At 67.1% G+C, this 22,265-nt stretch carries 21 protein-coding genes; 8 read left to right on the top strand and 13 right to left on the bottom strand.

The genetic code is table 11. The features are described from left to right. Positions 1 to 306: 306 nt before the first annotated feature. Positions 307 to 1,365, bottom strand: coding sequence for a polyamine ABC transporter substrate-binding protein (locus PSEWESI4_RS01095; protein ID WP_187669347.1), 1,059 nt, complete (start codon positions 1,363 to 1,365; stop codon positions 307 to 309). A 225-nt stretch (positions 1,366 to 1,590) separates the two neighbouring features. On the opposite strand from PSEWESI4_RS01095, the gene PSEWESI4_RS01090 reads away from it, so the two are divergent. Next, positions 1,591 to 2,424: a MurR/RpiR family transcriptional regulator gene (locus tag PSEWESI4_RS01090; protein ID WP_187669346.1), complete on the top strand. Its 834-nt coding sequence runs from the start codon at positions 1,591 to 1,593 to the stop codon at positions 2,422 to 2,424. Between the two features lie 321 nt (positions 2,425 to 2,745). Here PSEWESI4_RS01090 and PSEWESI4_RS01085 read toward each other — a convergent pair whose 3' ends face one another. After that, complete coding sequence (locus tag PSEWESI4_RS01085) at positions 2,746 to 3,705, bottom strand: GlxA family transcriptional regulator (protein WP_187669345.1); 960 nt, start codon at positions 3,703 to 3,705, stop codon at positions 2,746 to 2,748. A gap of 210 nt (positions 3,706 to 3,915) precedes the next feature. Here PSEWESI4_RS01085 and choX point away from each other — a divergent pair, with 210 nt between their 5' ends. From choX to PSEWESI4_RS01055, 6 genes are all read left to right on the top strand, one after another. After that, a complete protein-coding gene (choX, locus tag PSEWESI4_RS01080; RefSeq protein ID WP_187669344.1) occupies positions 3,916 to 4,854 on the top strand; it encodes a choline ABC transporter substrate-binding protein in 939 nt (312 codons plus the stop codon). 58 nt (positions 4,855 to 4,912) lie between these two features. Next, positions 4,913 to 5,803, top strand: a complete 891-nt coding sequence (locus tag PSEWESI4_RS01075; protein ID WP_187669343.1) for a BKACE family enzyme — start codon at positions 4,913 to 4,915, stop codon at positions 5,801 to 5,803. 327 nt (positions 5,804 to 6,130) lie between these two features. Further along, positions 6,131 to 7,096, top strand: coding sequence for an L-carnitine dehydrogenase (locus tag PSEWESI4_RS01070; RefSeq protein WP_187669342.1), 966 nt, complete (start codon positions 6,131 to 6,133; stop codon positions 7,094 to 7,096). A gap of 104 nt (positions 7,097 to 7,200) precedes the next feature. Beyond that, positions 7,201 to 7,671, top strand: coding sequence for a thioesterase family protein (locus PSEWESI4_RS01065; protein WP_187669341.1), 471 nt, complete (start codon positions 7,201 to 7,203; stop codon positions 7,669 to 7,671). A 174-nt stretch (positions 7,672 to 7,845) separates the two neighbouring features. Then, positions 7,846 to 8,796, top strand: coding sequence for an alpha/beta hydrolase (locus tag PSEWESI4_RS01060; RefSeq protein WP_408004263.1), 951 nt, complete (start codon positions 7,846 to 7,848; stop codon positions 8,794 to 8,796). A gap of 193 nt (positions 8,797 to 8,989) precedes the next feature. Further along, positions 8,990 to 10,312, top strand: coding sequence for an OprD family porin (locus tag PSEWESI4_RS01055; RefSeq protein WP_187669339.1), 1,323 nt, complete (start codon positions 8,990 to 8,992; stop codon positions 10,310 to 10,312). Between the two features lie 105 nt (positions 10,313 to 10,417). Here PSEWESI4_RS01055 and PSEWESI4_RS01050 read toward each other — a convergent pair whose 3' ends face one another. The 6 genes from PSEWESI4_RS01050 to PSEWESI4_RS01025 form a co-directional block, all read right to left on the bottom strand. Next, the gene (locus PSEWESI4_RS01050; RefSeq protein WP_187669338.1) at positions 10,418 to 11,536 is read right to left on the bottom strand and encodes a glycerophosphodiester phosphodiesterase; all 1,119 of its coding nucleotides are present in this window, start codon (positions 11,534 to 11,536) and stop codon (positions 10,418 to 10,420) included. Between the two features lie 275 nt (positions 11,537 to 11,811). Next, on the bottom strand, positions 11,812 to 12,963 hold the full coding sequence (gene argE / locus PSEWESI4_RS01045) for an acetylornithine deacetylase (RefSeq protein ID WP_187669337.1): 1,152 nt from the start codon (positions 12,961 to 12,963) through the stop codon (positions 11,812 to 11,814). 152 nt (positions 12,964 to 13,115) lie between these two features. Further along, on the bottom strand, positions 13,116 to 13,790 hold the full coding sequence (locus PSEWESI4_RS01040) for a DUF1028 domain-containing protein (RefSeq protein ID WP_187669336.1): 675 nt from the start codon (positions 13,788 to 13,790) through the stop codon (positions 13,116 to 13,118). A gap of 9 nt (positions 13,791 to 13,799) precedes the next feature. Continuing rightward, on the bottom strand, positions 13,800 to 14,222 hold the full coding sequence (locus PSEWESI4_RS01035) for a RidA family protein (RefSeq protein WP_089392506.1): 423 nt from the start codon (positions 14,220 to 14,222) through the stop codon (positions 13,800 to 13,802). After that, positions 14,222 to 15,583, bottom strand: a complete 1,362-nt coding sequence (locus tag PSEWESI4_RS01030; protein WP_187669335.1) for a flavin-containing monooxygenase — start codon at positions 15,581 to 15,583, stop codon at positions 14,222 to 14,224. Before PSEWESI4_RS01030 ends, PSEWESI4_RS01035 begins: the two co-directional genes overlap by 1 nt. Positions 15,584 to 15,803: 220 nt before the next feature. Next, the gene (locus PSEWESI4_RS01025; protein WP_187669334.1) at positions 15,804 to 16,049 is read right to left on the bottom strand and encodes a hypothetical protein; all 246 of its coding nucleotides are present in this window, start codon (positions 16,047 to 16,049) and stop codon (positions 15,804 to 15,806) included. A gap of 147 nt (positions 16,050 to 16,196) precedes the next feature. On the opposite strand from PSEWESI4_RS01025, the gene PSEWESI4_RS25350 reads away from it, so the two are divergent. Further along, positions 16,197 to 16,268 carry a DivIVA domain-containing protein gene (locus PSEWESI4_RS25350; protein WP_187669361.1) on the top strand — a complete coding sequence of 24 codons (72 nt, stop codon included), beginning with the start codon at positions 16,197 to 16,199 and terminating at the stop codon, positions 16,266 to 16,268. Between the two features lie 210 nt (positions 16,269 to 16,478). On the opposite strand, the gene PSEWESI4_RS01015 is transcribed toward PSEWESI4_RS25350, so the two are convergent. The 5 genes from PSEWESI4_RS01015 to pstA all read right to left on the bottom strand — a co-directional run bounded on the left by PSEWESI4_RS01015 (position 16,479) and on the right by pstA (position 22,059). After that, entirely contained in the window at positions 16,479 to 17,375 is an 897-nt protein-coding gene (locus tag PSEWESI4_RS01015; protein ID WP_187669333.1) for a peptidoglycan DD-metalloendopeptidase family protein, read from the bottom strand. A gap of 181 nt (positions 17,376 to 17,556) precedes the next feature. Next, positions 17,557 to 18,456, bottom strand: coding sequence for a response regulator (locus tag PSEWESI4_RS01010; protein ID WP_187669332.1), 900 nt, complete (start codon positions 18,454 to 18,456; stop codon positions 17,557 to 17,559). A 146-nt stretch (positions 18,457 to 18,602) separates the two neighbouring features. Beyond that, positions 18,603 to 19,343, bottom strand: coding sequence for a phosphate signaling complex protein PhoU (phoU, locus tag PSEWESI4_RS01005; RefSeq protein WP_187669331.1), 741 nt, complete (start codon positions 19,341 to 19,343; stop codon positions 18,603 to 18,605). A 112-nt stretch (positions 19,344 to 19,455) separates the two neighbouring features. Then, positions 19,456 to 20,292 carry a phosphate ABC transporter ATP-binding protein PstB gene (gene pstB / locus PSEWESI4_RS01000; protein WP_187669330.1) on the bottom strand — a complete coding sequence of 279 codons (837 nt, stop codon included), beginning with the start codon at positions 20,290 to 20,292 and terminating at the stop codon, positions 19,456 to 19,458. Positions 20,293 to 20,388: 96 nt separating this feature from the next. Beyond that, on the bottom strand, positions 20,389 to 22,059 hold the full coding sequence (gene pstA, locus PSEWESI4_RS00995) for a phosphate ABC transporter permease PstA (RefSeq protein ID WP_456243201.1): 1,671 nt from the start codon (positions 22,057 to 22,059) through the stop codon (positions 20,389 to 20,391). Positions 22,060 to 22,265: the final 206 nt, after the last annotated feature.

The following is a 22,265-nucleotide window of genomic DNA, read 5'->3' as shown; positions in this document are numbered from 1 at the left end:
CGGCCTGGCGGCTCGTTATGCCGGGCCTTGCTGGTTGTGGGTTTCTTCAATTTGGGGTGAGTGGGATAGTCCGCCCCTCCCCCAGCCCTGGCTGCGCGCGCCGCTCCTGAGGGAGAGGGGCTGATCGGCGTCGCGGCCATGCCTCGGAGCCGGTTGTCCACCTCGCGTCGACTCCCTCTCCCCCTGGGAGAGGGCTGGGGTGAGGGGCGGAGTCTTGGCTCAGCACTTGATTCCGCCCTCCACATTCGTTTCTGGTTCCCCGCGTTCGCGGGGACCCAATCAACTCAATCACCGCCCCACCCAACCTCACTTGGCCGTCCTCACCCTCGTCCACGCCCGGTCGTACTGCTTCAGGCTCTTCCCGAGGTCCTCGAATATCTGCAGCTTGGCGCGCACCTCGGGTGGCGGGTTGGCGCCGGGGTTGTCGCGCAGCTCGGCCGGCAGCAGCTTGAGCGCCTCGTGGTTGGGCGTGCCGTTCATCTGCTGGGCGGTGTTCAGCGCGGCGATCTCCGGTTGCAGGAAGAACTCCATGAAGCGCCTGGCGTTCTCCTTGTTCGGCGCGCTCTTCAGGACGCAGATGTTCTCCTGGTACATGGTGGCGCCTTCCTCGGGGATCACGTAGGCGAGGTTCTCCGGGTCCTGCTTGACGTACATCAGCGCGCCGACGAAGTAGTGTGCCGCCGCCACGTCGCCGGACTGCACCATCGGCACGCTCTCGTAGGTGAACGCCGAGACCAGCGGCTTGTGCTCGATCAGCCAGTCCTGGGCCTGCTTGAGGTCGTCGGTGCTGGCGGTGTTGACCGACTTGCCGTTGACGATCAGGCCGACGCCGAGGGTCTCGCGCATGTCGTCGAGGAGGATCACCTTCTTGCCGGCGCGGGCCTCGGCGAAGAAGTCCGCCCAGGAAGCGATGGGTTTGCCGACCTTGCTCTTGTTGTAGAAGATGCCCACCGTGCCCCAGCCGTAGGGCAGGCAGTACTCGCCCTTGGGATCGGTCTTGGCGCGCAGGAAGGAGGGATCGATGTTGGAGAATGCCGGGCTCTGGTTGATGTCGGTCTTTTCCAGCAGGCCCAGGCTGGCCATGATGTCCTGCATGTGCACCGACGGGAACACGATGTCGTAGCCGCTGGCCCCGGCCTGGATCTTGGCCAGCATCTCTTCGTTGCTGCCGTAGGTGTCGAGGCCGACCTTGATGCCGGTTTCGGCGGTGAAGCGGGTCAGGACTTCCGGGTTGATGTAGTCGCCCCAGTTGTACAGGCGCAGTTCGCCGGCCGCCTGGGCGCTGGTGGCGGCCAGGGCGAGCAGGCCGCCGAGGGCGGCGCGGCGGACGAAACACCGGAGGGGACGCGGGCTGGGTTCGAGCATGTTCCTGTTCTCCACTGTTGTTGCGCGCCGGGTATGGCCCGGCGCTTGTCGTTGCGGCAGGAATCGCAAGGGTGGGTCGGCGGACGGGCGGAGAGTCTTTCGCTCCCTTGCCCATGAGTGCCCCGGACATGCGTCCCTTTGCGCTGTGCCTCGAAGATAGAATAGATTTATTCCAAAGATCAACAATCTGACATTTAAATGTCAGATTCATACGGAAGCACCGCGATGCTCGACACCAAGATGGAACACCTGGCCGGCAAGCTGACCCCGGCCGAACGCACGCTCTGGGCCTACATCCAGGCCAACCTGGAGACCATCGCCTTCGAGAACGGTGCAACCCTCGCGGCCAAGAGCGGGGTCAGCCCGAACACCGTCAGCCGCTTCCTGCGCCGCCTCGGCTACAAGGGCCTGAAGAGCCTCAAGGAGGAGCTGCGCGACGAAGTGCGCGTGCAGTCGCTGCTCAACACCACGCTGCTCGAACGCGTCGAGCAACCGGAAGACCTGCTCGCCCACCTCAACGAGGAAATCGAGGCGCTGACCGCCTTCGCCGCCCAGCTCGGCAGCCAGCACTGGCAGGACATCGTCAGCCGCGTCAGCGAGGCCGAGCGGGTGTTCGTCTGCGGCTTCCAGACCATCCGCGGGCTCGCCGAGGACTTCGCCAACCGCCTGGCACTGGTGCGCTCCGGGGTGGAGTTCCTCGACCTGTACAGCGGCGTGCTCGGCCAGTGGATCGACAGCCACGCGCAACGCTGCTGCGTGATCCTCATCGACATCGCGCCCTACGCCGACGCCGGCATCGCCTTCGCCAACAACTGCCTGCGGCAGGGCACCGACCTGGTGGTGTTCACCGACGAATACGGCATCGCCCGGCACATCGACACGCCGAACATCATCACCATGAAGACCAAGACCGGGCTGATCCTCGAATCCACCGGCGGCCTGACCAGCGCGCTGAACGTGCTGCTGCATTGCGTCGCGGCACGCCACAAGGACGAGCTGAAGGAACGCCTGGCGGCCTACCGGGCGCGGGTGGAGAGCCTGAAGCTGTATCGGCCGTAGGCTGGAGGCTGGCCACGCCACTTCTACGTCAAACCTTTTTTCGCGGCCATGGAACTGGGCGTCCCCACCGATCCTACGACGGACTCCTGTTGTAGGAGCGCGCCATGCGCGCGATCACCGGCAACGTCCAAGGCATCGCCAGCAAGCTGGCTCCTACAAAGGCGAACGAGTGGCTACGTGGCTGTTTATTGGATTCCCGCGTTAGCGGCGGCCCAATGAACACGGCTCCTACAAAAGCACTCCGAGCCGCTCTTTCGTCCAGCCCTCCAGCCTCCAGCGCTCTTATCGACTTTTCACGTAGGAACCAGGCGCCCCTCGCTCCTACGAGCCCCCCTCGGCCATCGACATCTCCCGTCGATCCTGGCGCGGGGATGCGGAGAAACGGGCGCGATAGCAGCGGGCGAAGTGCGAGGCGGAGTCGAAGCCGCAGGCCAGCGCCACCTCCATCACGCTCATGTCGGTCTGGCGCAGCAACTGGCGGGCGCGATCCAGGCGCAGGCGCAGGTAGAAGCCACTGGGCGTCTCGCCCAGGTGCTGGCGGAACAGCCGCTCCAACTGGCGGGCAGTGATGCCGACCTGTTCGGCCAGTTGCTGGCATGTCAGCGGCTGTTCGCTGCAACGTTCCATTTCGCCGAGCACCCGCACCAGCTTCTTGTTGTGGATGCCGTAGCGGGTAGCGATCTGCATGCGCTGGTGATCCTGGCGGGTGCGGATGCGCCCCAGCACGAACTGCTCGGACACCTGCATGGCCAACGCCTCGCCGCTGTCGCGGCCGATCAGCCAGAGCATCAGGTCGAGGGTCGCCGTGCCGCCGGCGCAGGTGATCCGCCGGCCGTCGATCTCGAACAGTTCCTGGGTCACCTGAAGGTTCGGGTAGCGCTCGCGGAAGGCGTCGATGGCCTCCCAGTGCAGGGTCAGGCGCCGCCCGTTCAACAGCCCGGCTTCGGCCAGCACGAAGCTGCCTGTATCGATGCCGCCGAGCATCCCGGCGCTCCGCTCGGCGCGACGCAGCCAGCCCGCCAGGCGCGCATCGAAATGGGCCAGCGGCTCGAAACCGGCCACCACGAACAGCAGCTCGTCCGGCTCCGGCGCCTCCAGCCCGCCATCGACGTTCAGCGACATGCCGCTGCTGCTGCACACCGGGCCGCCATCGATGCTCATCAGCACCCAGCGATAGCGAGCCCCGGCGAAGCGGTTGGCGACCCGCAGGGGCTCGATGGCGGACATCAGCCCCATCATCGAGAACCCCGGCAGCAAGAGGAAACGAAAGGTCTGCGCCATGCCTGTCCGCCTTCCGCGCGTCGAAAACCGCATGAAAAGACAGTCCGCCGGCACGCACAAGCCAGTGGTCGCGAATGGATATGTCGCCTGCGCTCAAGTTTGCGTCGGCTGAGTGCGAATTCCGCCGCCGGACATTCCGTAATGTGCAGACAACCAGAACGACAACAATTGGCCGTGACGCACACGGCCCACCGCCCCGAGGAGCCGATGATGAAGACATTTGCCACGCTTGCCGGATGCTGTCTGCTGTCCCTCTTCGCCACGACCGCCAGCGCCACGGAGCCGGCCAGTTGCCAGAAGGCCCGGATCGGCATAGTCAGTTGGACGGACGTGGTCGCCACCTCGGCGGTGGCCGCCACGCTGCTCGAAGAGCTGGGCTATTCCACCCAGGAGTCCACCGCCTCGCAACAGATCCTCTTCGCCGGCCTCTCCAAGGGGCAGATCGACTTCTTCCTCGGCTACTGGAGCCCGGCGATGGACGACAACATCCGCCCCTTCAAGGAGAACGGCCAGGTGCGGGTGCTGCCCCGGCCGAGCCTGGACGACGCCATCGCCACCCTGGCGGTCCCCGAATACGCCGCCAAGGCGGGCCTGAAGACCTTCGCCGACATCGCCCGCTTCAGGGACGAGCTGGACGGCAAGATCTACGGCATCGAAGCGGGCACCGGAGCGAACACCGCGATCCGCAAGATGATCGACGACAACCAGTTCGACCTGGGCGGCTTCACCCTGGTGGAGTCCAGCGAAGCGGCGATGCTCGCGGCGGTCAAGCGCGCGGTCAGGCGCGAAGAGCCCGTCGTCTTCGTCGGCTGGAAGCCCCACCCGATGAACATCCACATGTCGCTCACCTACCTGACCGGCAGCCAGGACGTCTTCGGCCCGAACGAGGGCGCGTCCACGGTCTCCGTGGTGACCTCGCCCGACTACGCCCAGCGCTGTCCGAACGTCGACCGCCTGCTGAACAACCTGACCTTCGACGCCACCCAGGTGGGCACGATGATGGAACCGATCATGGCCCGCCAGAACGCCAGGTCGGTGGCCCGCCAGTGGCTGAAGGAAAACCCCGAGGCGCGCGACCGGTTCCTTGCCGGCGTGACCAGCTTCGACGGCAAGCCCGGCGCGGAAACCGTCGCCGCCGCCCTGCACTGACGAATCCGGGGGCGCTCCCGCCCCCTCCGAACCTCTCTCCCCACCAGGACCCAACACCGTGAACCATGAAGTCATCGTCACCTGCGCAGTGACCGGTGCCGGCGATACCGTCGGCAAGCACCCGGCCATCCCCGTCACCCCCGAGGAAATCGCCGCCGCCGCCATCGAGGCCGCCAGGGCCGGCGCCACCGTCGCCCACTGCCACGTGCGTGATCCGAACACCGGCAAGCCGAGCCGCGACGTGGCGCTGTACCGGGAAGTGGTCGAACGCATCCGCGAAAGCGACACCGACGTCATCATCAACCTCACCGCCGGCATGGGCGGCGACCTGGAGATCGGCAAGGGCGAACAGCCGCTGGAATTCGGCGACGGCACCGACCTGGTCGGCCCGCTGGAGCGCCTCAGACACATCGAGGAACTGCGCCAGGAAGTCGAGATCTGCACCCTGGACTGCGGCACCCTCAACTTCGGCGACGGCGACTACATCTACGTCTCCACCCCCGCGCAACTGCGCGCCGGCGCCCAGCGCATCACCGAGCTGGGGGTGAAGGCCGAGCTGGAAATCTTCGACACCGGGCACCTGTGGTTCGCCAGGCAGATGCTCAAGGAGGGCCTGCTGGACGACCCGCTGTTCCAGATCTGCCTGGGCATCCCGTGGGGCGCGCCGGCCGACACCACGACCATGAAGGCCATGGCCGACAACCTGCCGCCGGGCTGCACCTGGGCCGGCTTCGGCATTGGCCGCATGCAGATGCCGATGGTCGCCCAGGCCATGCTGCTGGGCGGTAATGTGCGGGTCGGCCTGGAGGACAACATCTGGCTCGACCGCGGCGTGCCGGCCAGCAACGGCTCGCTGGTGCAGCGCGCAGTGGAAATCATCGAACGCCTCGGTGGCCGCGTCCTGAGCCCGGCCGAAGGGCGCCGGAAGATGAACCTGAAGGAGCGCTGACGGCTCACTGGATTCCCGCGTTCGCGGGAATGACGGCCCCAGCCATCTCTAATCACGTCATCCCCTACGCGAGCCGCCGCTAACGCGGGGAACCAATGAACAACGTGGCCGCGAATGACGGGGTCGAGCTTCGAAGGGTGGAAAACCGCGAAGCGTTTTCCACGGGAAGGCCGGTGGATGTGAAAAGCGACATCCACCCTACTTATCTGACGGCTCACTGGGTTCCCGCGTTCGCGGGAATGACGACCCCAGCCATCTCTATCACGTCATCCCCCTACGCAGGCCGCCGCTAACGCGGGGCCCCCAAAAAACCAGCAGGAACCTCACATGCCCTACATCACCGACGTGAAAACCTTCGCCGCCCTCGGCAGCGGTGTCATCGGCAGCGGCTGGATCGCCCGCGCCCTGGCCCACGGCCTCGACGTGGTGGCCTGGGACCCGGCGCCCGGCGCCGAGGCCGCCCTGCGCGAGCGAGTCGCCAACGCCTGGCCGGCCTTGCAGAAGCAGGGCCTGGCACCCGGCGCGGCGCAGGAGCGCCTGCGTTTCGTCAGCACCGTCGAGGAATGCGTGCGCGACGCCGACTTCATCCAGGAAAGCGCCCCGGAACGCCTCGACCTCAAGCTCGACCTGCACGCCAGGATCAGCGCCGCCGCACGCCCCGAAGCCTTGATCGGCTCCAGCACCTCGGGCCTGCTGCCCAGCGAGTTCTACGCCGACGCCAGGTACCCCGGACGCTGCCTGGTCGGCCACCCGTTCAACCCGGTGTACCTGCTGCCGCTGGTGGAAGTGGTCGGTGGCGAGAAGACCGATCCAGAGGCGATCCAGGCCGCCATCGCCGTCTACCGTTCCCTCGGCATGCGTCCGCTGCACGTGCGCAAGGAAGTCCCCGGCTTCATCGCCGACCGCCTGCTCGAAGCGCTCTGGCGCGAGGCGCTGCACCTGGTCAACGACGGCGTCGCCAGCACTGGCGAGATCGACGACGCGATCCGCTTCGGCGCCGGCCTGCGCTGGTCGTTCATGGGCACCTTCCTCACCTACACCCTGGCCGGCGGCAACGCGGGCATGCGCCACTTCATGGCGCAGTTCGGCCCGGCCCTGCAACTGCCCTGGACCTACCTGCCGGCCCCGGAACTGACCGAAACGCTGATCGACAGGGTGGTCGAAGGGACCACCGGGCAACTGGGCGATCGCGGCATCGCCGAACTGGAACGCTACCGCGACGACTGCCTGCTGGCGGTGCTGGAGGCGATCCGCCAGACCAAGGCGAAGCATGGGTTCGCGTTCGCCGAGTAACCGAACGATTTCCGGTGCGCACGGCGCACCCTACCGCTCCGAACCACCCCCTATCCCATTCATGGGAAAGGGGCTGGGGGAGAGGACCTTGCCGGAGCCAGAATATGAACCTGCCTACCTACCAAACCACCGTCCATCCCGACTGGGTGGACTACAACGGCCACCTGCGCGACGCCTTCTACCTGCTGCCATGCAGCTACGCGACCGACGCGCTGATGGACGTGCTGGGCCTCGGCGAACAGGGCCGCGCGGCCACCGGGCACACCCTCTACACCCTGGAGGCGCACCTCAATTACCTGGCCGAGGCAAAACTCGGCCAAGTCCTGGAAGTGCGCACCCAGCTACTTGCCCACGACCGCAAGCGCCTGCACATCCTCCACGGGCTGTACCGGCGCGACGACGACACCCTGCTGGCCGCCAGCGAGCAGATGCTGATCAACATCGACACCGCCAGCGGCCGTTCGGCGCCCTTCCACCCGGATGTCGAAGCGCGCATCGCCGAGCTCGCCGCCGAACAGGCCGGGCTCGAACCACTGCCCTACCACGGCCGCACCATCGGCCTTCCAGTTCGGTAAAAGCCGGGGAAAAGCGCTGGAGGCTGGACGAAAGAGCGCCACGGAGCATCCGTAGGAGCCAGCTTGCTGGCGATCCTCACAGGCCACGCCAAGGCATCGCCAGCAAGCTGGCTCCTACAGGCACCTTCTCCTCCAGCCTCCAGCGCTCTTAATCGGCTTTTCAGCTTCCCGATGATCCGAAGCCCCTACCCCCTGTCGCCGGCCATGGCGGCCTTCGTCGCCCGGACTCGCGCGTTCGCTCCCGCCAATGCTTCCCTGGAAGCCCAGCGCGCGGCCTACCGGGCGATGTGCGCGGCTTTCACTCCAGCGCTGCCGCCCGGCCTGCAAACGATCGACGGGCGGATCGGCGAGGTGCCCATCCGCTGTCATGTCCCGACCAGTGATGCGCCCTCCCGAGGCTGGCCGGCGCTGCTCTACCTGCATGGCGGCGGCTGGTGCCTGGGCGATCTCGATTCCCATGCGCCGCTGTGCGCCTGGCTGGCCCGGCGACTCGGCGTCGTGGTGGTTTCGGTGGACTACCGGCTGGCGCCGGAGCATCGCTTTCCGGCCGGGCTGCTGGACTGCCTGCAGGTGTGGCGGGCCCTGCTCGCCAACGAGCTGCCGATCCCCGTCGACCGGGATCACCTGGCGGTGGCCGGTGACAGCGCCGGCGGCAATCTGGCCGTCGCCCTGTGCCTGCGGCTGCGGGCCGACGATCAACCCCTGCCGCGCACCCAGGCGCTGGTCTACCCGGCGCTCAGCCCGGTACCGGTGGACAGCCACCGGCGCCACGCCAACGCGCCGCTGCTCAGCCTCGCGGACATGCGCGAATGCCTGGCCCTGTACCTGCCGGATGCCACAGCGCGCCACGATCCCCTGGCGCTGCCGCTGGCCTGCGACGACCTGCGCGGACTGCCGCCGGCGTTCGTCGCGGTCGCCCAGTTCGATCCCCTCCGCGACGAAGGCGTGGCCTACGCCAGGCGCCTGGCCCGCGCTGGAATCGACACCCGCCTGGACCTCGGGCGAGGGCTGGTCCACGGCTGCCTGCGCGGCCTCGGCCGGGTGCCGGAAGTGGACGCCCTGTGCCGTCGCCTGGCCCGCTGGCTCGTTCCGCACCTGCATGACAAGTCGGTTTCAGGACGATGACTGTCGTTCTCGTCCATCTCGCATTTCCCCATGCCCGTAATCTCGCCCGAGGCCCCGCCGTGGGTGGCCCGGGGAGCGCGCCCGGCCGGCCGAACACAACACTCTCCGCCCCGTTCCCGAGGGCAAAGAGAGGGCCTGACGATCTGTTCCACTGCTGCCAACAGATGTCCCACACCATACGGAGAAGAACAACATGCCACTCAGCAGAAACCGCGTATTGGCCCTGGCGATCGCCGCCGCGACGGGCAGCCCACTGGTCATGGCCAACCAGGCGGACAGCAAAGGCTTCATCGAGGACGGCCACCTGACGTTCCTGGCCCGCAACCTCTTCTGGGATCACAACAGCTCGGCGCATTCGGGCGACCCGGTGAATCGCTCCGACAAACGCGAATGGGGGCAGGGATTCCGCCTCGACTACGGCTCCGGCTACACCCAGGGCACCGTGGGCTTCGGTATCGACCTGAGCGCCTATGCGGCGATCAAGCTGGACGGCGGGCGCGGCTACTCGGGCACCGCCGGGGTGCTGGTGCCCGAGGGCGACGGGACTCGCGACGAGGCCAGTTCGGCGGGCGGCGCGGTGAAGATGCGCATCTCCAGCACCGAGCTGAAGTACGGCAACAACCTGCGGCCCTACAACCCGGTCTTCGCGGCGGCCGACGCGCGCCTGGTGCCGGGCACCGCCACCGGCTTGTGGCTGACCAGCAGCGAGCTGGAGGGCCTGGACCTGGAAGCCGCCCACCTCACCGCCGCCAAGGACTTCAACAGCACCAACAGCGACGACGACTTCTTCGCCGCCTATGCCGGCGTGAGCACCGACACCGTGGACTTCGTCGGCGGCAACTACGCCATCAACGACCAACTCAGCGTCAGCCTCTACGGTTCCGAGTACAAGGACATCTGGCGCCAGTACTACGCCAACGCCAACTACACCTGGCCGCTGAGCGACACCCAGAGCCTGAACTTCGACTTCAACATCTACCGGACCGACGACGAGGGCCGCAAGCTGGCCGGCGAGATCGACGTCACCGCCTGGTCGCTGGCCGCCGCGTACACCATCGGCGCGCACACCTTCAAGCTGACCCACCAGCAGATCGACGGCGACCAGCCGTTCGACTACCTCGGCCTGGGCCCCGGCACCTTCCACGACTCGATCTACCTGGCCAACTCCTCGCAACTGGTCGACTTCAACGGCCCCAACGAGAAGTCCTGGGGCCTGTTCTACAACCTCGACATGGCTGAGTTCGGCGTGCCGGGCCTGACCTTCCACGCCCGCTACATCCGCGGCACCGACGTGGATGGCAGCAAGATGGACCCCAATAGCCCGTACGCCTACTACGCCGACGGCGAGGACCACTGGGAGCGCGACATCGACGTCAAGTACGTGGTCCAGGCCGGCCCGGCCAAGGACCTGTCGGTGCGCCTGCGCCATGCCACCCACCGCATCGGCAACGACAAGTCCGACGTCTCCGCCGACCAGATCCGTCTGATCATCGAGTATCCCTACGAGTTCTTCTGAGGCGGCAGCGCCGGCCGGAATACTCCGGCCGGCGCTGTAGGAGCGGGCCCTGCTCGCGAAGCTTTTGCAGCGAGCAGAGGGCTGTGGCGTCCCCCTCGATCCGGCCTAGTAACCGTGGCGTTCGAGGATGGCCTTCACGTCCTGCTCCGGCGCGCGGCCGACGAAGCGCAGGAGCGCATCCGGACGATTGCTGAAGAAACCGTCCACCCCCGCCTCGCTGAGCCTGGCGAAGTCCACCTCGTCATCGACCGTGTAGACGTGCACCAGCATGCCCTTGTCCTGGGTCATGCGGTTCATCCAGGGCTGCGTCAGGTCCATGTAGCTCTGCTTGCCACCCGCCGCCAGCGCGGCCGAGGGCCCGGTGCCCACCGCGCCATTGCGCGCGGCGAAGTCCAGCCAGGACTCGAAGGTGGCGCGATCCCTGGGACGCTGGCGGGCGTACCAGGCGGCCTTGTCCTGATCCACCGAGGTGTCGTGGGGCTTGTCCGGCGCGGCCTCCATGTAGCCGTCGCCGACCCACAGCAGGAGGATCTTCGGCACTTCCGGCATCTCCCGGGCAAGCAGTTCCAGGCTGCCCTTCTCGAAGGTCTGCAACACCACCCGGCCCGGCGAGTAGGCCACCGTCACCCTGCCCTCGTCGAGCGCCACCGGGCGAACCCGCCCGTCCAGCCAGCCGCGCGCGGCGAGCTTGTCCCGGAGGTCCTTCTCGATGCCGGGGAACTGCTGCGGCAACTTGGTTTCGATGTACAGCCCCGGCTTGTGCTCGCCGCCCTCGGCGATATCGATCACCTCGTCCAGGGTCAGGATCCGGAGCCCCTCGAAGGAAGGGCGCGCGCGCTCGGGATGGGCCGCGTTGAACCACGCACCCGCGTCCAGGCTCTTCAGCTCGGCGAGGGTGAAGTCGCTGACCGGCCGTTCCTTGCGCTCGGGAAACTTCTCGGCCACGTCCGAGGTGCGCAGCAGGTTGTCGTCGTGCAGGGCGATCAGGACGCCATCGCGGGTGCGTTGCAGGTCCAGCTCCAGGTAGTCCACGCCAAGGTCGCGGGCCAGCAGGTAGGCCGGGCGGGTGGATTCCGGCGCATCATGGGAAGCGCCCCGGTGGGCGATCACCGCCGGCCAGGGAATGCCCGCCTGCTCGGCCAGCACCTTCCCCGTCGACTCGGCCTGCGCCGCTTCCCAAGGCAACAGGGCGCTCAGCAGCGCGACCACTCCTGCGTATTTCATGGCTCCATATCCTCCACTGGGCTTCGCTGCCCATCATGGGCATTTCTCCGTGAAGGTATTGCCATCGGGGCCGACCGGGTCGTTACAGGATGCGACAGGGGACGGAGGTTGAGGTTGAAGCGCCTATATGGCTGATCCCTGGCGCTGCCTCCAACAAGCAACTCGGACAACCCCCTCTCCCTCCGGGAGAGGGAGTAGAAGGTGCAAGCAGGAAAGAACTACCCAGAAAAGACCTTATGGAACCAGGCTGGCTCTCATTAAAAGCCCATCGATCCTCAGCCTTTCATCCACTCCACCAACCTCCCCAACATCGCATCGCAACGCCCCAACTGCTCCAGAGTCACGAACTCATCCGGCTTGTGCCCCTGGTCCATGCTGCCGGGCCCGCAGACCACGGTGGCGATGCCCGCCTGGTCGAACAAGCCGCCCTCGGTGCCGTAGGCGACGGTGGAGAAGTCCTGCGAGCCGCACAGCAGGCCGAGCAGTTCGGCGGCCGGGCTGTCCGCCGGGGTGAGCAGGCCGGGATAGGCGGAGAGCGGTGTGAAGCGGATGCCGGTATCTTCGCGCACCGCGCGCATCTTCGGCAGCAGCTCGTGCTCGGCGTAGTCGCGCAGCTCTTCGGCGACCCGTTGCGGGTCGTCGGAGGGCAGCGCGCGTACTTCGAAGTCGAAGCGGCATTCGGCGGGGACGATGTTCAGCGCGCGACCGCCGCTGATGGTGCCGGTCTGCACCGTGGAGTACGGCGGATCGAAACGCTCGTCGTGGCGCTCCGGCGCGGCCAGCCGGGTGCCGATCTCGCCGAGCCGGCCGATCAGCCGCGCGGCATATTCGATGGCGTTGACCCCTTGCGGCGCGTAGGCCGAGTGGCAGGCGGCGCCGTGCACTTCGCAGCGCATCGCCAGCTTGCCCTTGTGGCCGAGCACCGGGCGCATTTCGGTGGGCTCGCCGATCAGGCAGATCGCCGGCCGGTCCGGGCGCCCTTCGAGCGCGGCGACCAGGCTGCGCACGCCGAGGCAGCCGACCTCCTCGTCGTAGGAAATGGCGATATGCAGCGGCAAGCGCAGAGGCTGTTCGAGAAAGCGCGGCAGGCTGGCCAGCACGCTGGCGATGAAGCCCTTCATGTCCGCCGTGCCACGCCCGTACAGGCGGCCGTCACGCTCGGTCATCCGGAACGGCGGCACGCTCCACGGCTGGCCGTCCACCGGCACCACGTCGCTGTGCCCGGAGAGCATCACCCCGCCGGGGCCGTCCGGGCCGAGGCGCGCGTAGAGGTTGGCCTTGGTGCGCTCTTCGTTGAACAGCAATTCGCTGTCGACGCCGAGCCCGGCCAGGTAGGCGCGCACGAAATCGATCAGCGCCAGGTTGGACTCGCGGCTGGTGGTGTCGAAGGCGATCAGGTCGGCGAGCAGGTCGCGGCTGGTGGGCATGGGGAATCTCCGTAGGGTGGATTGGCCGCTAAACGGCGTGGCCTATCGACGGCTTCACGTAGCCGTAGGATGGGTGCAACCCATCACCCTCGATGGTTCAAGGCTGTTTGCTGGGTCCCCGCGTGCGCGGGGACCCAATGAACGAACGAACGCTACTCATCCCCCGGCACGCCGTAGCTCGGCGCCTTGGTCGGGTCGAGGGCTCGGGTGACGTAGTCCTGCATCTGCGGACGGTAGGCCTGCCAGAGGCTGTCCAGTTCGCCGATGGGGTCTTCGTCCGCCCAGTCGACGCGCAGGTCGACGATCGGCCAGACCAGCTCGCCGACCACCGAGAGCGCCGCCGAGTGTACCGGCCCGGCCTCGCCGCCGGCGGCCATGGCCGCGTGCATGGCGGCCAGCAGGCGGTCAGCCAGGCAACCGTCGGCCTGCTCGAAAGCCTCGACCATCGCCTCGATCACCCTGGTGGAGGACAACAGGTTGCCGGCCGCCACGCACTGCTCGCCGGCCACGGCATGGTGGACGCCAAGCGCCTCGCCGCCGGTGAACAGCGCGGTGGCGCCGTGCTGGTCGATCACCGTGACCTGGCGGTACTGGCTGTAGCCGTTGCTGGCCAGCGCCTTGTCCAGTGCCGCCGCCGACCCCGAACCGCTCTCCAGCAGGTCGAGAATCTGCGGGCCGAGGGCCGGCAGGGTGACATTCTGGGTGGACACCGCGCCGACCCCGGCGCGCAGCCAGGGACAGCGGGCGCCGACGGCGATGCTGGAGGAGCTGATGGCGATGCCGAGCTGGCCGGTTTCGGCGCAGCGGCCGACGATGGAGAAGGTCATGGGCGCTCCTTACTGGTTCCAGTCGTCCGGGATGACGGCGATGACGTCGATCTCCATCAGCCACTGCGGCTGGCCGAGCGCCGAGACCACCAGGCCGGTGGAAATCGGGAACACGCCCTTCAGCCACTTGCCGACTTCCTGGTAGACCGGCTCGCGGTAGCGCGGGTCGATCAGGTAGGTGGTGGTCTTGACGATGTGCGAGAGGTCGCTGCCGGCTTCTTCGAGCAGTTGCTTGACGTTCTTCATGGCCTGCTCGGCCTGGGCGCGCGGGTCGCCGAGGCCGACCAGGTTGCCTTCGAAATCGGTGCCGACCTGGCCGCGCACGTAGACAGTGTTGCCGGCGCGCACGGCCTGGCAGAGGTCGTTGTCCAGGGACTGGTTGGGGTAGGTGTCCTTGGTGTTGAACATGCGGATGCGGGTATGAGTAGGCATCAACTGACTCCCAGAGTGCTGACTTTCTGAACGGGCGAATCGGGCCTGGCCTCCGCCTGGCGTTGCGAGGCATCGCGATAGGCGAGGTATTTGCGCTGGGTGGCGATGTGGTCGGCGATGTGCTTGGCATCGTGCCAGACGCCCCAGATGAACGAGGACCCGCGGCGCGACAGCCACGGCAGGCCGAGGAAGTAGATGCCGGGCTCGGTCGAGACACCGCGCTGATGCTGCGGCTTGCCCTTGGCGTCGAAAGCGTCGACCTGCAGCCAACTGAAATCGACGGCATAGCCGGTCGCCCAGATGATCGAGGTCACGCCGGCCTCGGCCAGATCGAGCTCGAGAATGGGGTTGGTCACGCACTCCGGGTCCGGGTACGTCTTGCGGGCTTCAGGCTCTTCCGGCAGGTCGAGGCCATTGCGGGCGATGTAGTCGTCGGCCGCATCGAGCAGCGCCAGGTAGTTCTCGTCGCCGCGAGCCAGGTTGTCCGCCAGATCCGCCTGGAAGGTCGCCACACCGTCATTGAACGACTTGGTCAGGCCGACGAGCGTCATCCCCTGGTGGGCAAGGGCCCGGAAGTCGACCGTCTGGCCGCCACGGGCGCCGCTCACGGCAATGGTGACGTGCTCCCTGCCCGGCTTGGCGATCTCCGCATCCCACTCGCCCAGCACGCCCAGCCACCAGCAGAAGTCGCGGTTGCGATAGGCGCGTGGCGGACGGTCGTGGGCACCGACCGAGAGGTAGACCTTGCGGCCGGCGCGCATCAGTTCATCGGCGATCTGCACCCCCGACGACCCGGCCCCCACCACCAGCACGGCGCCCTCGGGCAGTTGCTGCGGGTTGCGGTACTCGGCGGAGTGGATCTGGGTGATCTTCTCGTCCTTGGGCGCGATCGGCGGAATGACCGGGCGCTGGAAGGGGCCAGTGGCGGCCACCACGCGGCTGGCCTCGATCAGGCCCTCGGAGGTTTCGACGGTGAAGCCAGGCCGGTCGGCATTGCGGACCACCCGCTTCACTTCCACGCCGGTGCGGATCGGCGCGTTGAACTTGCGGGCATAGGCTTCGAAGTACTCGGCGACCTGGTCCTTCGGGGCGAAGGCGTCGGGATCGAGGTCGAACTCCAGGCCCGGGAAGCGATCGTGCCAGGCCGGGCCATTGGCGACCAGCGAGTCCCAGCGACCGGTACGCCAGGCTTCGGCGATGCGGTTCTTCTCCAGGACGAGGTGCGGCACCCCGAGCTTGCCCAGGTGCTCGCTCATGGCCACGCCGGCCTGGCCGGCGCCGACGACAAGCGTGTCTATCGCAATTTTTTCAACCGTCCCGTCCGGGTGCTTCGGAAAGGCGGTTCGAGTCAGGTCTGTCATCGCTTGCCTCCTGATTCTGATCAGTCGCGGCTGTTCATGGGGTGTTGGCCGCATTCTGTTCAGAGCGAAGGATTCGCGAAATTATGATTTTTGTAGTCGCTGGCTAGCCAAAAGCTGGGGTGGCGTGGCACGCAGGGTGACTTCCCCGTCGGCGCGAGGATGCGAGGCGGGTTGGTTCACCGCCGTGGCGGCAGGCGGTGAACCCTTGCGGACGGCCGGCTCAGTGCAGTTCGCGGCCGTTGTCGAGGAGCTGGTCCACCAGCCATTTGCCGTGGGCGATCGAGGCGCGCTGGGCGTTTTCCAGGTCGGCCAGGAAGGCGTATTTCAGCGGCAGGGAAATGCGCTTGGTGGTGCGCCCCTCGGGCGTGGTGATGTGGCAACCGGCGGCCCAGGGTGTGGGAATGCCCGGATGCTCGACGACGTCGGCGCTGATTTCGTAGTCGCGGTGGACGCAATGCATGTTCATGGTTGCACCTCGCTGTGGGCTGTCCCGCCGGCTCTCCTGCCCCGGCGGGAGACGACCCGACCAGGGTCGGCTGGATGTGTTCCCGGTGAAATCGCGTTGCTTCCTCTGCACTCCCCAACATAGAGCAGATACACCGCGCCTGCGGACATACCCGACGAAGTGCGCCGTCGGCGCTTCGCGGTGAGCATGAGGGGGTACAGACCTACGAACCAACCGTAGGGGGCGCCGTGCGCACCGATAAAGCGCCCGCACCAAGACTCCTCCCACCAACCTCGTTGCTCCCCGGTTGGTGCGCGCGGCGCACCCTACAAGAGCGTCAAGCATTGGGGGTGGGTGATTCCCGGATTTCATCCGGGCTACGTGCCTTGTTGGGTCCCCGCGTGCGCGGGGACGACGACACTCGTAGGCGGGGACCCAGTAACCTCGGCCTCACTCCCCGCCAATGGCGAAGTTCGGCAGGCTGTCCACCGGCTGGTTGAAGTCGAAGGGGATGGATTCCAGCGCCAGGCCGACGTTGCGCTGGACCACGAAGTGCAGGTGCGGGCCGGTGCTGTTGCCGGTGTTGCCGGAACGCGCCAGCGGCGTGCCGGCGGATACCCTCTGGCCTTCGCTGACCAGCACCGAGCCCCGCTGCAGGTGCAGGTAGACGCCCATGGTGCCGTCGTCGTGGAGGATGCGCACGAAGTTGCCGGACGGGTTGTTGCCGCGTCCGACCTGGTCGTTCTCGGTCTTCACCACCATCCCGCCGCGCGCAGCGACGATCGGCGTGCCTTCGGGCATGGCGATGTCCATGGCGTAGCGGCCCTTGGGGGTGAAGTGGCTGTACTTGCCGTTGGCGCCCTGGGTCAGGCGGAACGGGCCGCCGCGCCAGGGCAGCGGGTAGGCGTAGTCCTTCGGCAGCAGGCGCGGGTCGCCGAGGGCGTAGCGCAGCTTGGGCGTGTAGCGCAGCGGCTGGTCGGGATCGCGCGGCGCCAGGGTGGCCAGGCGGATGGTGCTGCGCGGCGGCAGTACCCAGCGGATCGGCCGTTCCGGCGCGCCGACGGCGTTACCCACCTTCTCCAGGCGCAGTTCGACTTCCACCGGCGCGAACAGGTCATTGCGCACCAGCAGGGTTTCGCCGGCGTCGTGCTTCCTGGTTTCCAGCTTCACCTGGTTGTCCAGGCGCTCGACCATGCGATCGCGGAACACGAACACCTGGGCGCCGGACACGGCCTTGTCGGTGTAGGTGACCACGCCATTGGCGTCGGTGTACTTGTAGATGGTCAGCGCCATCGTCGGCGCCGCCAGGGCGAGGCCGCCCAGAATCAGGAATATGCGCCCCAGCATGATTCCCCCCACTCGTTATCGTTATGTCGTTGACGACCGTCCCGGCCGACTTCGTGTCGGGAACCTGGCGGCATCTTTATGTCTGGCTGATCCGTGGCAAGACTAGCAGCGCCCGGCGGCGCGGGGGAGTCGCCGATCGTCGGGCTGTGCGCCACGTCGCGTACGGGCGTCGCCGGACGGCTCAGGCGCCGGGTACGAAATGCCGCTGCGCGGTGCCGCGAGCGATCAGCCGGGACAGGTAGTCGAGCTTCTGCGGGTCCTGGTCGACGAAGCGCAGGGTCAGTTGCAGCCATTCGCTGTCCGGCTTCGGTTCGTAGGCGGCCACCGCGTGCAGGTAGCCATTGAGGCGCGCCACGTCGCCGCCGTCCTCGCCCTGCTGGAGATCGAGCACCGCGCTTTCCAGCACCTGCGGCAACGGCTCGCCGCGTTTCACCAGCAGCAGCGCTTCCTTCAGGCTGAGCGCCTTGATCACGCAGGCCAGGCTGCCGCCGGGCAGGCGCAACTGGCCCTGGCCTCGGCTACCGGCGGTCGGCGCCTTGCTCGCCGCCGGCGCGGCGGCGGTACGTGGGCGCGCTGCGGGTGTGGCGGGGGCGGCCGGCTTGACCACTTCCGCCTTGCCGCCGGTGAGGGCGGCCAGGGAGTCGTTGGCGAAGGCGCTGGTCTGCGCCTTCGGCGCCTGGCTCATCAGGGACTCGAGCTTGCCGGTGCGGCTCAGCGCCTTCTTCACCTTGGTCACCAGTTGCTCGTTGGAGAAGGGCTTGCCGATGTAGTCGGACACCCCGGCCTGGATCGCCTGCACCACGTTGGCCTTGTCGCCGCGGCTGGTGACCATGATGAAGGGGGTGGTTTTCAGATTTTCCTGCTCGCGGCACCAGGTGAGCAGTTCCAGTCCGCTCATCTCCGGCATTTCCCAGTCGCAGAGGATCAGGTCGAAACCGCTGCGCTCGAGCAGTTGCTGGGCCTTGCGGCCGTTGACCGCTTCCTCGATCTGAATACCGGGAAAATGCCCACGCAGACCTTTCTTGACCAGGTCTCGAATGAAGGGCGCATCGTCGACTATCAGGACGGACACTTTGCTCATCGGCCACTCCTTGTGAATGCCGACAAGCATATCTCCGTTCGCTGGCCAGTGGCCAACCCGAGGGCGTCTGCGCACCGATCGGCGGCAGGCGCGGCCACCGCGCCGCCGGCTTTCCGCTGCGCGCGGCGCCCCACGAGCGGGGTGGCTCAGGCCTGCGGGTCGGCGTCCTTGTCGCCCTGCACTTCGGCCTGCATGCGGCTCAGGCCGAGGTGGCGAACATCGGTGCCGCGCACCAGATAGATGACCAGCTCGGCGATGTTGCGCGCGTGGTCGCCGATGCGTTCCAGCGAGCGCAGCGCCCAGATCACGTTGAGCACGCGAGAGATCGAGCGCGGGTCTTCCATCATGTAGGTGACCAGCTCGCGCAGGGCGGTCTTGTACTCGCGGTCGATGGTCTTGTCGTACTGTGCCACCGACAGCGCCAGGTCGGCATCGAAGCGGGCGAAGGCGTCCAGCGCTTCCTGGACCATCTTGCGCACCTGCTGGCCGATGTGGCGCACCTCGACGTAGCCGCGCGGCGACTCGCCTTCCTCGGTGAGCAGGATGGCGCGCTTGGCGATCTTGGTGGCCTCGTCGCCGATGCGCTCGAGGTCGATCACCGACTTGGAGATGCTGATGATCAGACGCAGGTCGGAGGCGGCCGGCTGGCGGCGGGCGAGGATGCGCAGGCATTCCTCGTCGATGGTGCGCTCCATCTGGTTGATCTCGTCGTCGAGCTCGCGGACCTGCTGGGCCAGCCCGGAGTCGGCATCGATCAGCGCGCTGACCGCGTCGTTGACCTGTTTCTCGACCAGGCCGCCCATCGCCAGGAGGTGGCTGCGCACCTCTTCCAGCTCGGCGTTGAACTGCTGGGAAATGTGATGGGTGAGGCTGTCTTTGTTGATCATCTTGGTCGCTCCGCGAGCTTCAAGCTTCAAGCTTCAAGCTGCAAGTTAATCGTCGTCGAGAGTCGCTCTGGCTTGCCGCTAGAAGCTTGCTGCTTGCGGCTTGTAGCTGCCGTTAGCCGTAACGCCCGGTGATGTAGTCTTCGGTCTGCTTCTTCGCCGGGTTGGTGAACAGGGTGTCGGTGTCGCCGAACTCGATCAGCTTGCCCATGTACATGAACGCCGTGTAGTCGGAAACCCGCGCGGCCTGCTGCATGTTGTGGGTCACGATGACGATGGTGTACTTGCTCTTCAGCTCGTAGATCAGCTCTTCCACCTTGAGGGTGGAGATCGGGTCGAGTGCCGAGCAGGGTTCGTCGAGCAGCAGCACTTCCGGCTGCACGGCCACGGTGCGGGCGATCACCAGGCGCTGCTGCTGGCCGCCGGAGAGGCCCAGCGCCGAGTCGTGCAGGCGGTCCTTGACCTCGTCCCACAGCGCCGCGCTCTTCAGCGCCCACTCCACTGCCTCGTCGAGGATGCGCTTCTGGTTGATGCCCTGGATGCGCAGGCCGTAGACCACGTTCTCGTAGATGCTCTTGGGGAACGGGTTGGGCTTCTGGAACACCATGCCAACGCGGCGGCGCAGTTCGGCGACGTCCTCGCCCTTGCGGTAGATGTTCTGCCCGTCGAGGCGGATCTCGCCATCCACGCGGCAGCCGTCGACCAGGTCGTTCATCCGGTTGAAGCAGCGCAGCAGGGTCGACTTGCCGCAGCCGGACGGGCCGATGAACGCCGTCACCCGCTTCTTCGGGATGTTCATGCTGACGTCGTAGAGCGCCTGCTTGTCGCCGTAGAACAGGTTGAGGCCGGGCACTTCCAGCGCCACGGTTTCCTCGGCCAGGCTCAGGCCCTGCTTGGTACGGCCGAGGGCGGCCATGTCCAGGCCGTGGGTGTGTTGGGCTTCGGGTTGCATAAGCTCTCTCCGTTCGCAGCTACAAGCTGCAAGCTATAAGCCACAAGTCAGAAGCCGCACCGCTTGGAGCTTGCGGCTTGCGGCTTGTGGCTGCTGTTAGTGGTCAAGCGCCTTGTACTTCTCGCGCAGGTGGTTGCGGATGTACACGGCGGTCAGGTTGAGCAGGGCGATCACGACCACCAGCAGCAGCGCGGTGGCGTACACCAGCGGCCGCGCGGCCTCGACGTTGGGGCTCTGGAAGCCGACGTCGTAGATGTGGAAGCCCAGGTGCATGATCTTCTGGTCCAGGTGCAGGTACGGGTAGTTGCCGTCCAGCGGCAGGCTCGGCGCCAGCTTGACCACGCCGACCAGCATCAGCGGCGCCACTTCGCCGGCGGCACGGGCCACGGCGAGGATCAGGCCGGTCATCATCGCCGGGCTGGCCATGGGGATCACCACCCGCCAGAGGGTCTCGATCTTGGTCGCGCCGAGGGCCAGGGAGCCTTCGCGCACCGCGCGCGGAATCCGTGCCAGGCCTTCCTCGGTGGCGACGATCACCACCGGCAGGGTGAGGATCGCCAGGGTCAGCGAGGCCCACATCAGGCCCGGCGTACCGAAGGTCGGCGCCGGCGCTGCCTCGGGGAAGAACAGGCTGTCGATGGAGCCGCCCAGCACGTAGACGAAGAAGCCCAGGCCGAACACCCCGTAGACGATCGAGGGCACCCCGGCGAGGTTGTTCACCGCGATGCGGATCACCCGGGTCAGCACCCCCTGCTTGGCGTATTCGCGCAGGTACACGGCGGCCACCACACCGAACGGGGTGACGATCACCGCCATGATGAGCACCATCATCACGGTGCCGAAGATGGCCGGGAAGATGCCGCCCTCGGTGTTCGCCTCACGCGGTTCGTCGCTGACGAACTCCCAGAGCTTGAGGGCATAGAAGCCCATCTTGTCGAGGGTCGACATGGCGTTGGGCTGGTAGGCACGCACCACCTTGCCGAGCACGATCTCGGTTTCGCGGCCGTCGCTGGCCCTGACCGTCATGCTGTCGCGGTTGAACTGCTGGTGCAGGGTCACCAGTTGCTCTTCGAGCACCTTGTAGCGCGCTTCCAGCTCGGCACGTTCGGCATCCAGGCTGGCCTGGGCGGCGGCATCCAGCTTGCCGTCCAGTTCCAGCTTGCGGGTCTTCAGGCGCAGGCGCTCGAGGCCGTGGTTGATGCTGCCGATGTCGCCCTTCTCCAGGCGCACCAGCTGGGCGTGCAAGTCGTCGACCCGCGCGATGCGTTCCTGCAGGGCCGGCCAGGCGGCGTCGCCGCTGGCGACCACCTGGCCGTCCTGCTTGACGTCGACCAGGTAGCCGTAGAAGTTGCCCCACTCGCGGCGCTCGACCACGATCACCCCGGCCGGGGTGCGCGGGTTCTCCAGCCACTCACCGACCACCCAGGTGAAGTCGGCGCCGAACAGGTCGCGGTTGCCCACCTTGAGCAGTTCGCGGGTCATGAACTCGCCGCCTTCCTCGGCCACCGGCAGGCCGGAGGCCGCCAGGCGCGCGCGCGGCACTTCCTCGAGCTGCACCACCTCGCCGAGCATCACCCGCGCTTCCTGGCCGGGGATGTTGTAGTCGGTCTCGATCACGTCGGCCGGCCAGAAGTGGCCCAGGCCACGGGTGGCGATCACCGCCAGCAGGCCGAGGGTCATGATGATGGCGATGGCCACCGCCCCGCCGCTCATCCACACACCGGGGGCGCCGCTCTTGAACCAGGTTTTCAGGTTGTTCTGTTTCACGATCTATACCTTCACTGGAATCGCCTGGGGGCTCGGTGCTTCGCACCGGCAACCCGCTGCCCAAGAGGGCTTTGCTCCCCTCTCCCATTCATGGGAGAGGGGCCGGGGGAGAGGGCTACGGGCAACACCGCGCTGCCGGTTTCCCCACTCCCGCCCATCGGGCACCCTATCCCAAAACGGGCGAGGGTCATTCGCTCCCCTCTCCC

The sequence above is a fragment of the Zestomonas carbonaria genome, from assembly GCF_904061905.1.
Taxonomy (GTDB): Bacteria; Pseudomonadota; Gammaproteobacteria; order Pseudomonadales; family Pseudomonadaceae; genus Aquipseudomonas; species Aquipseudomonas carbonaria.
The sequence above is the reverse complement of the archived record's forward strand: the minus strand, read 5'-3'. Positions and strand labels throughout refer to the sequence as shown.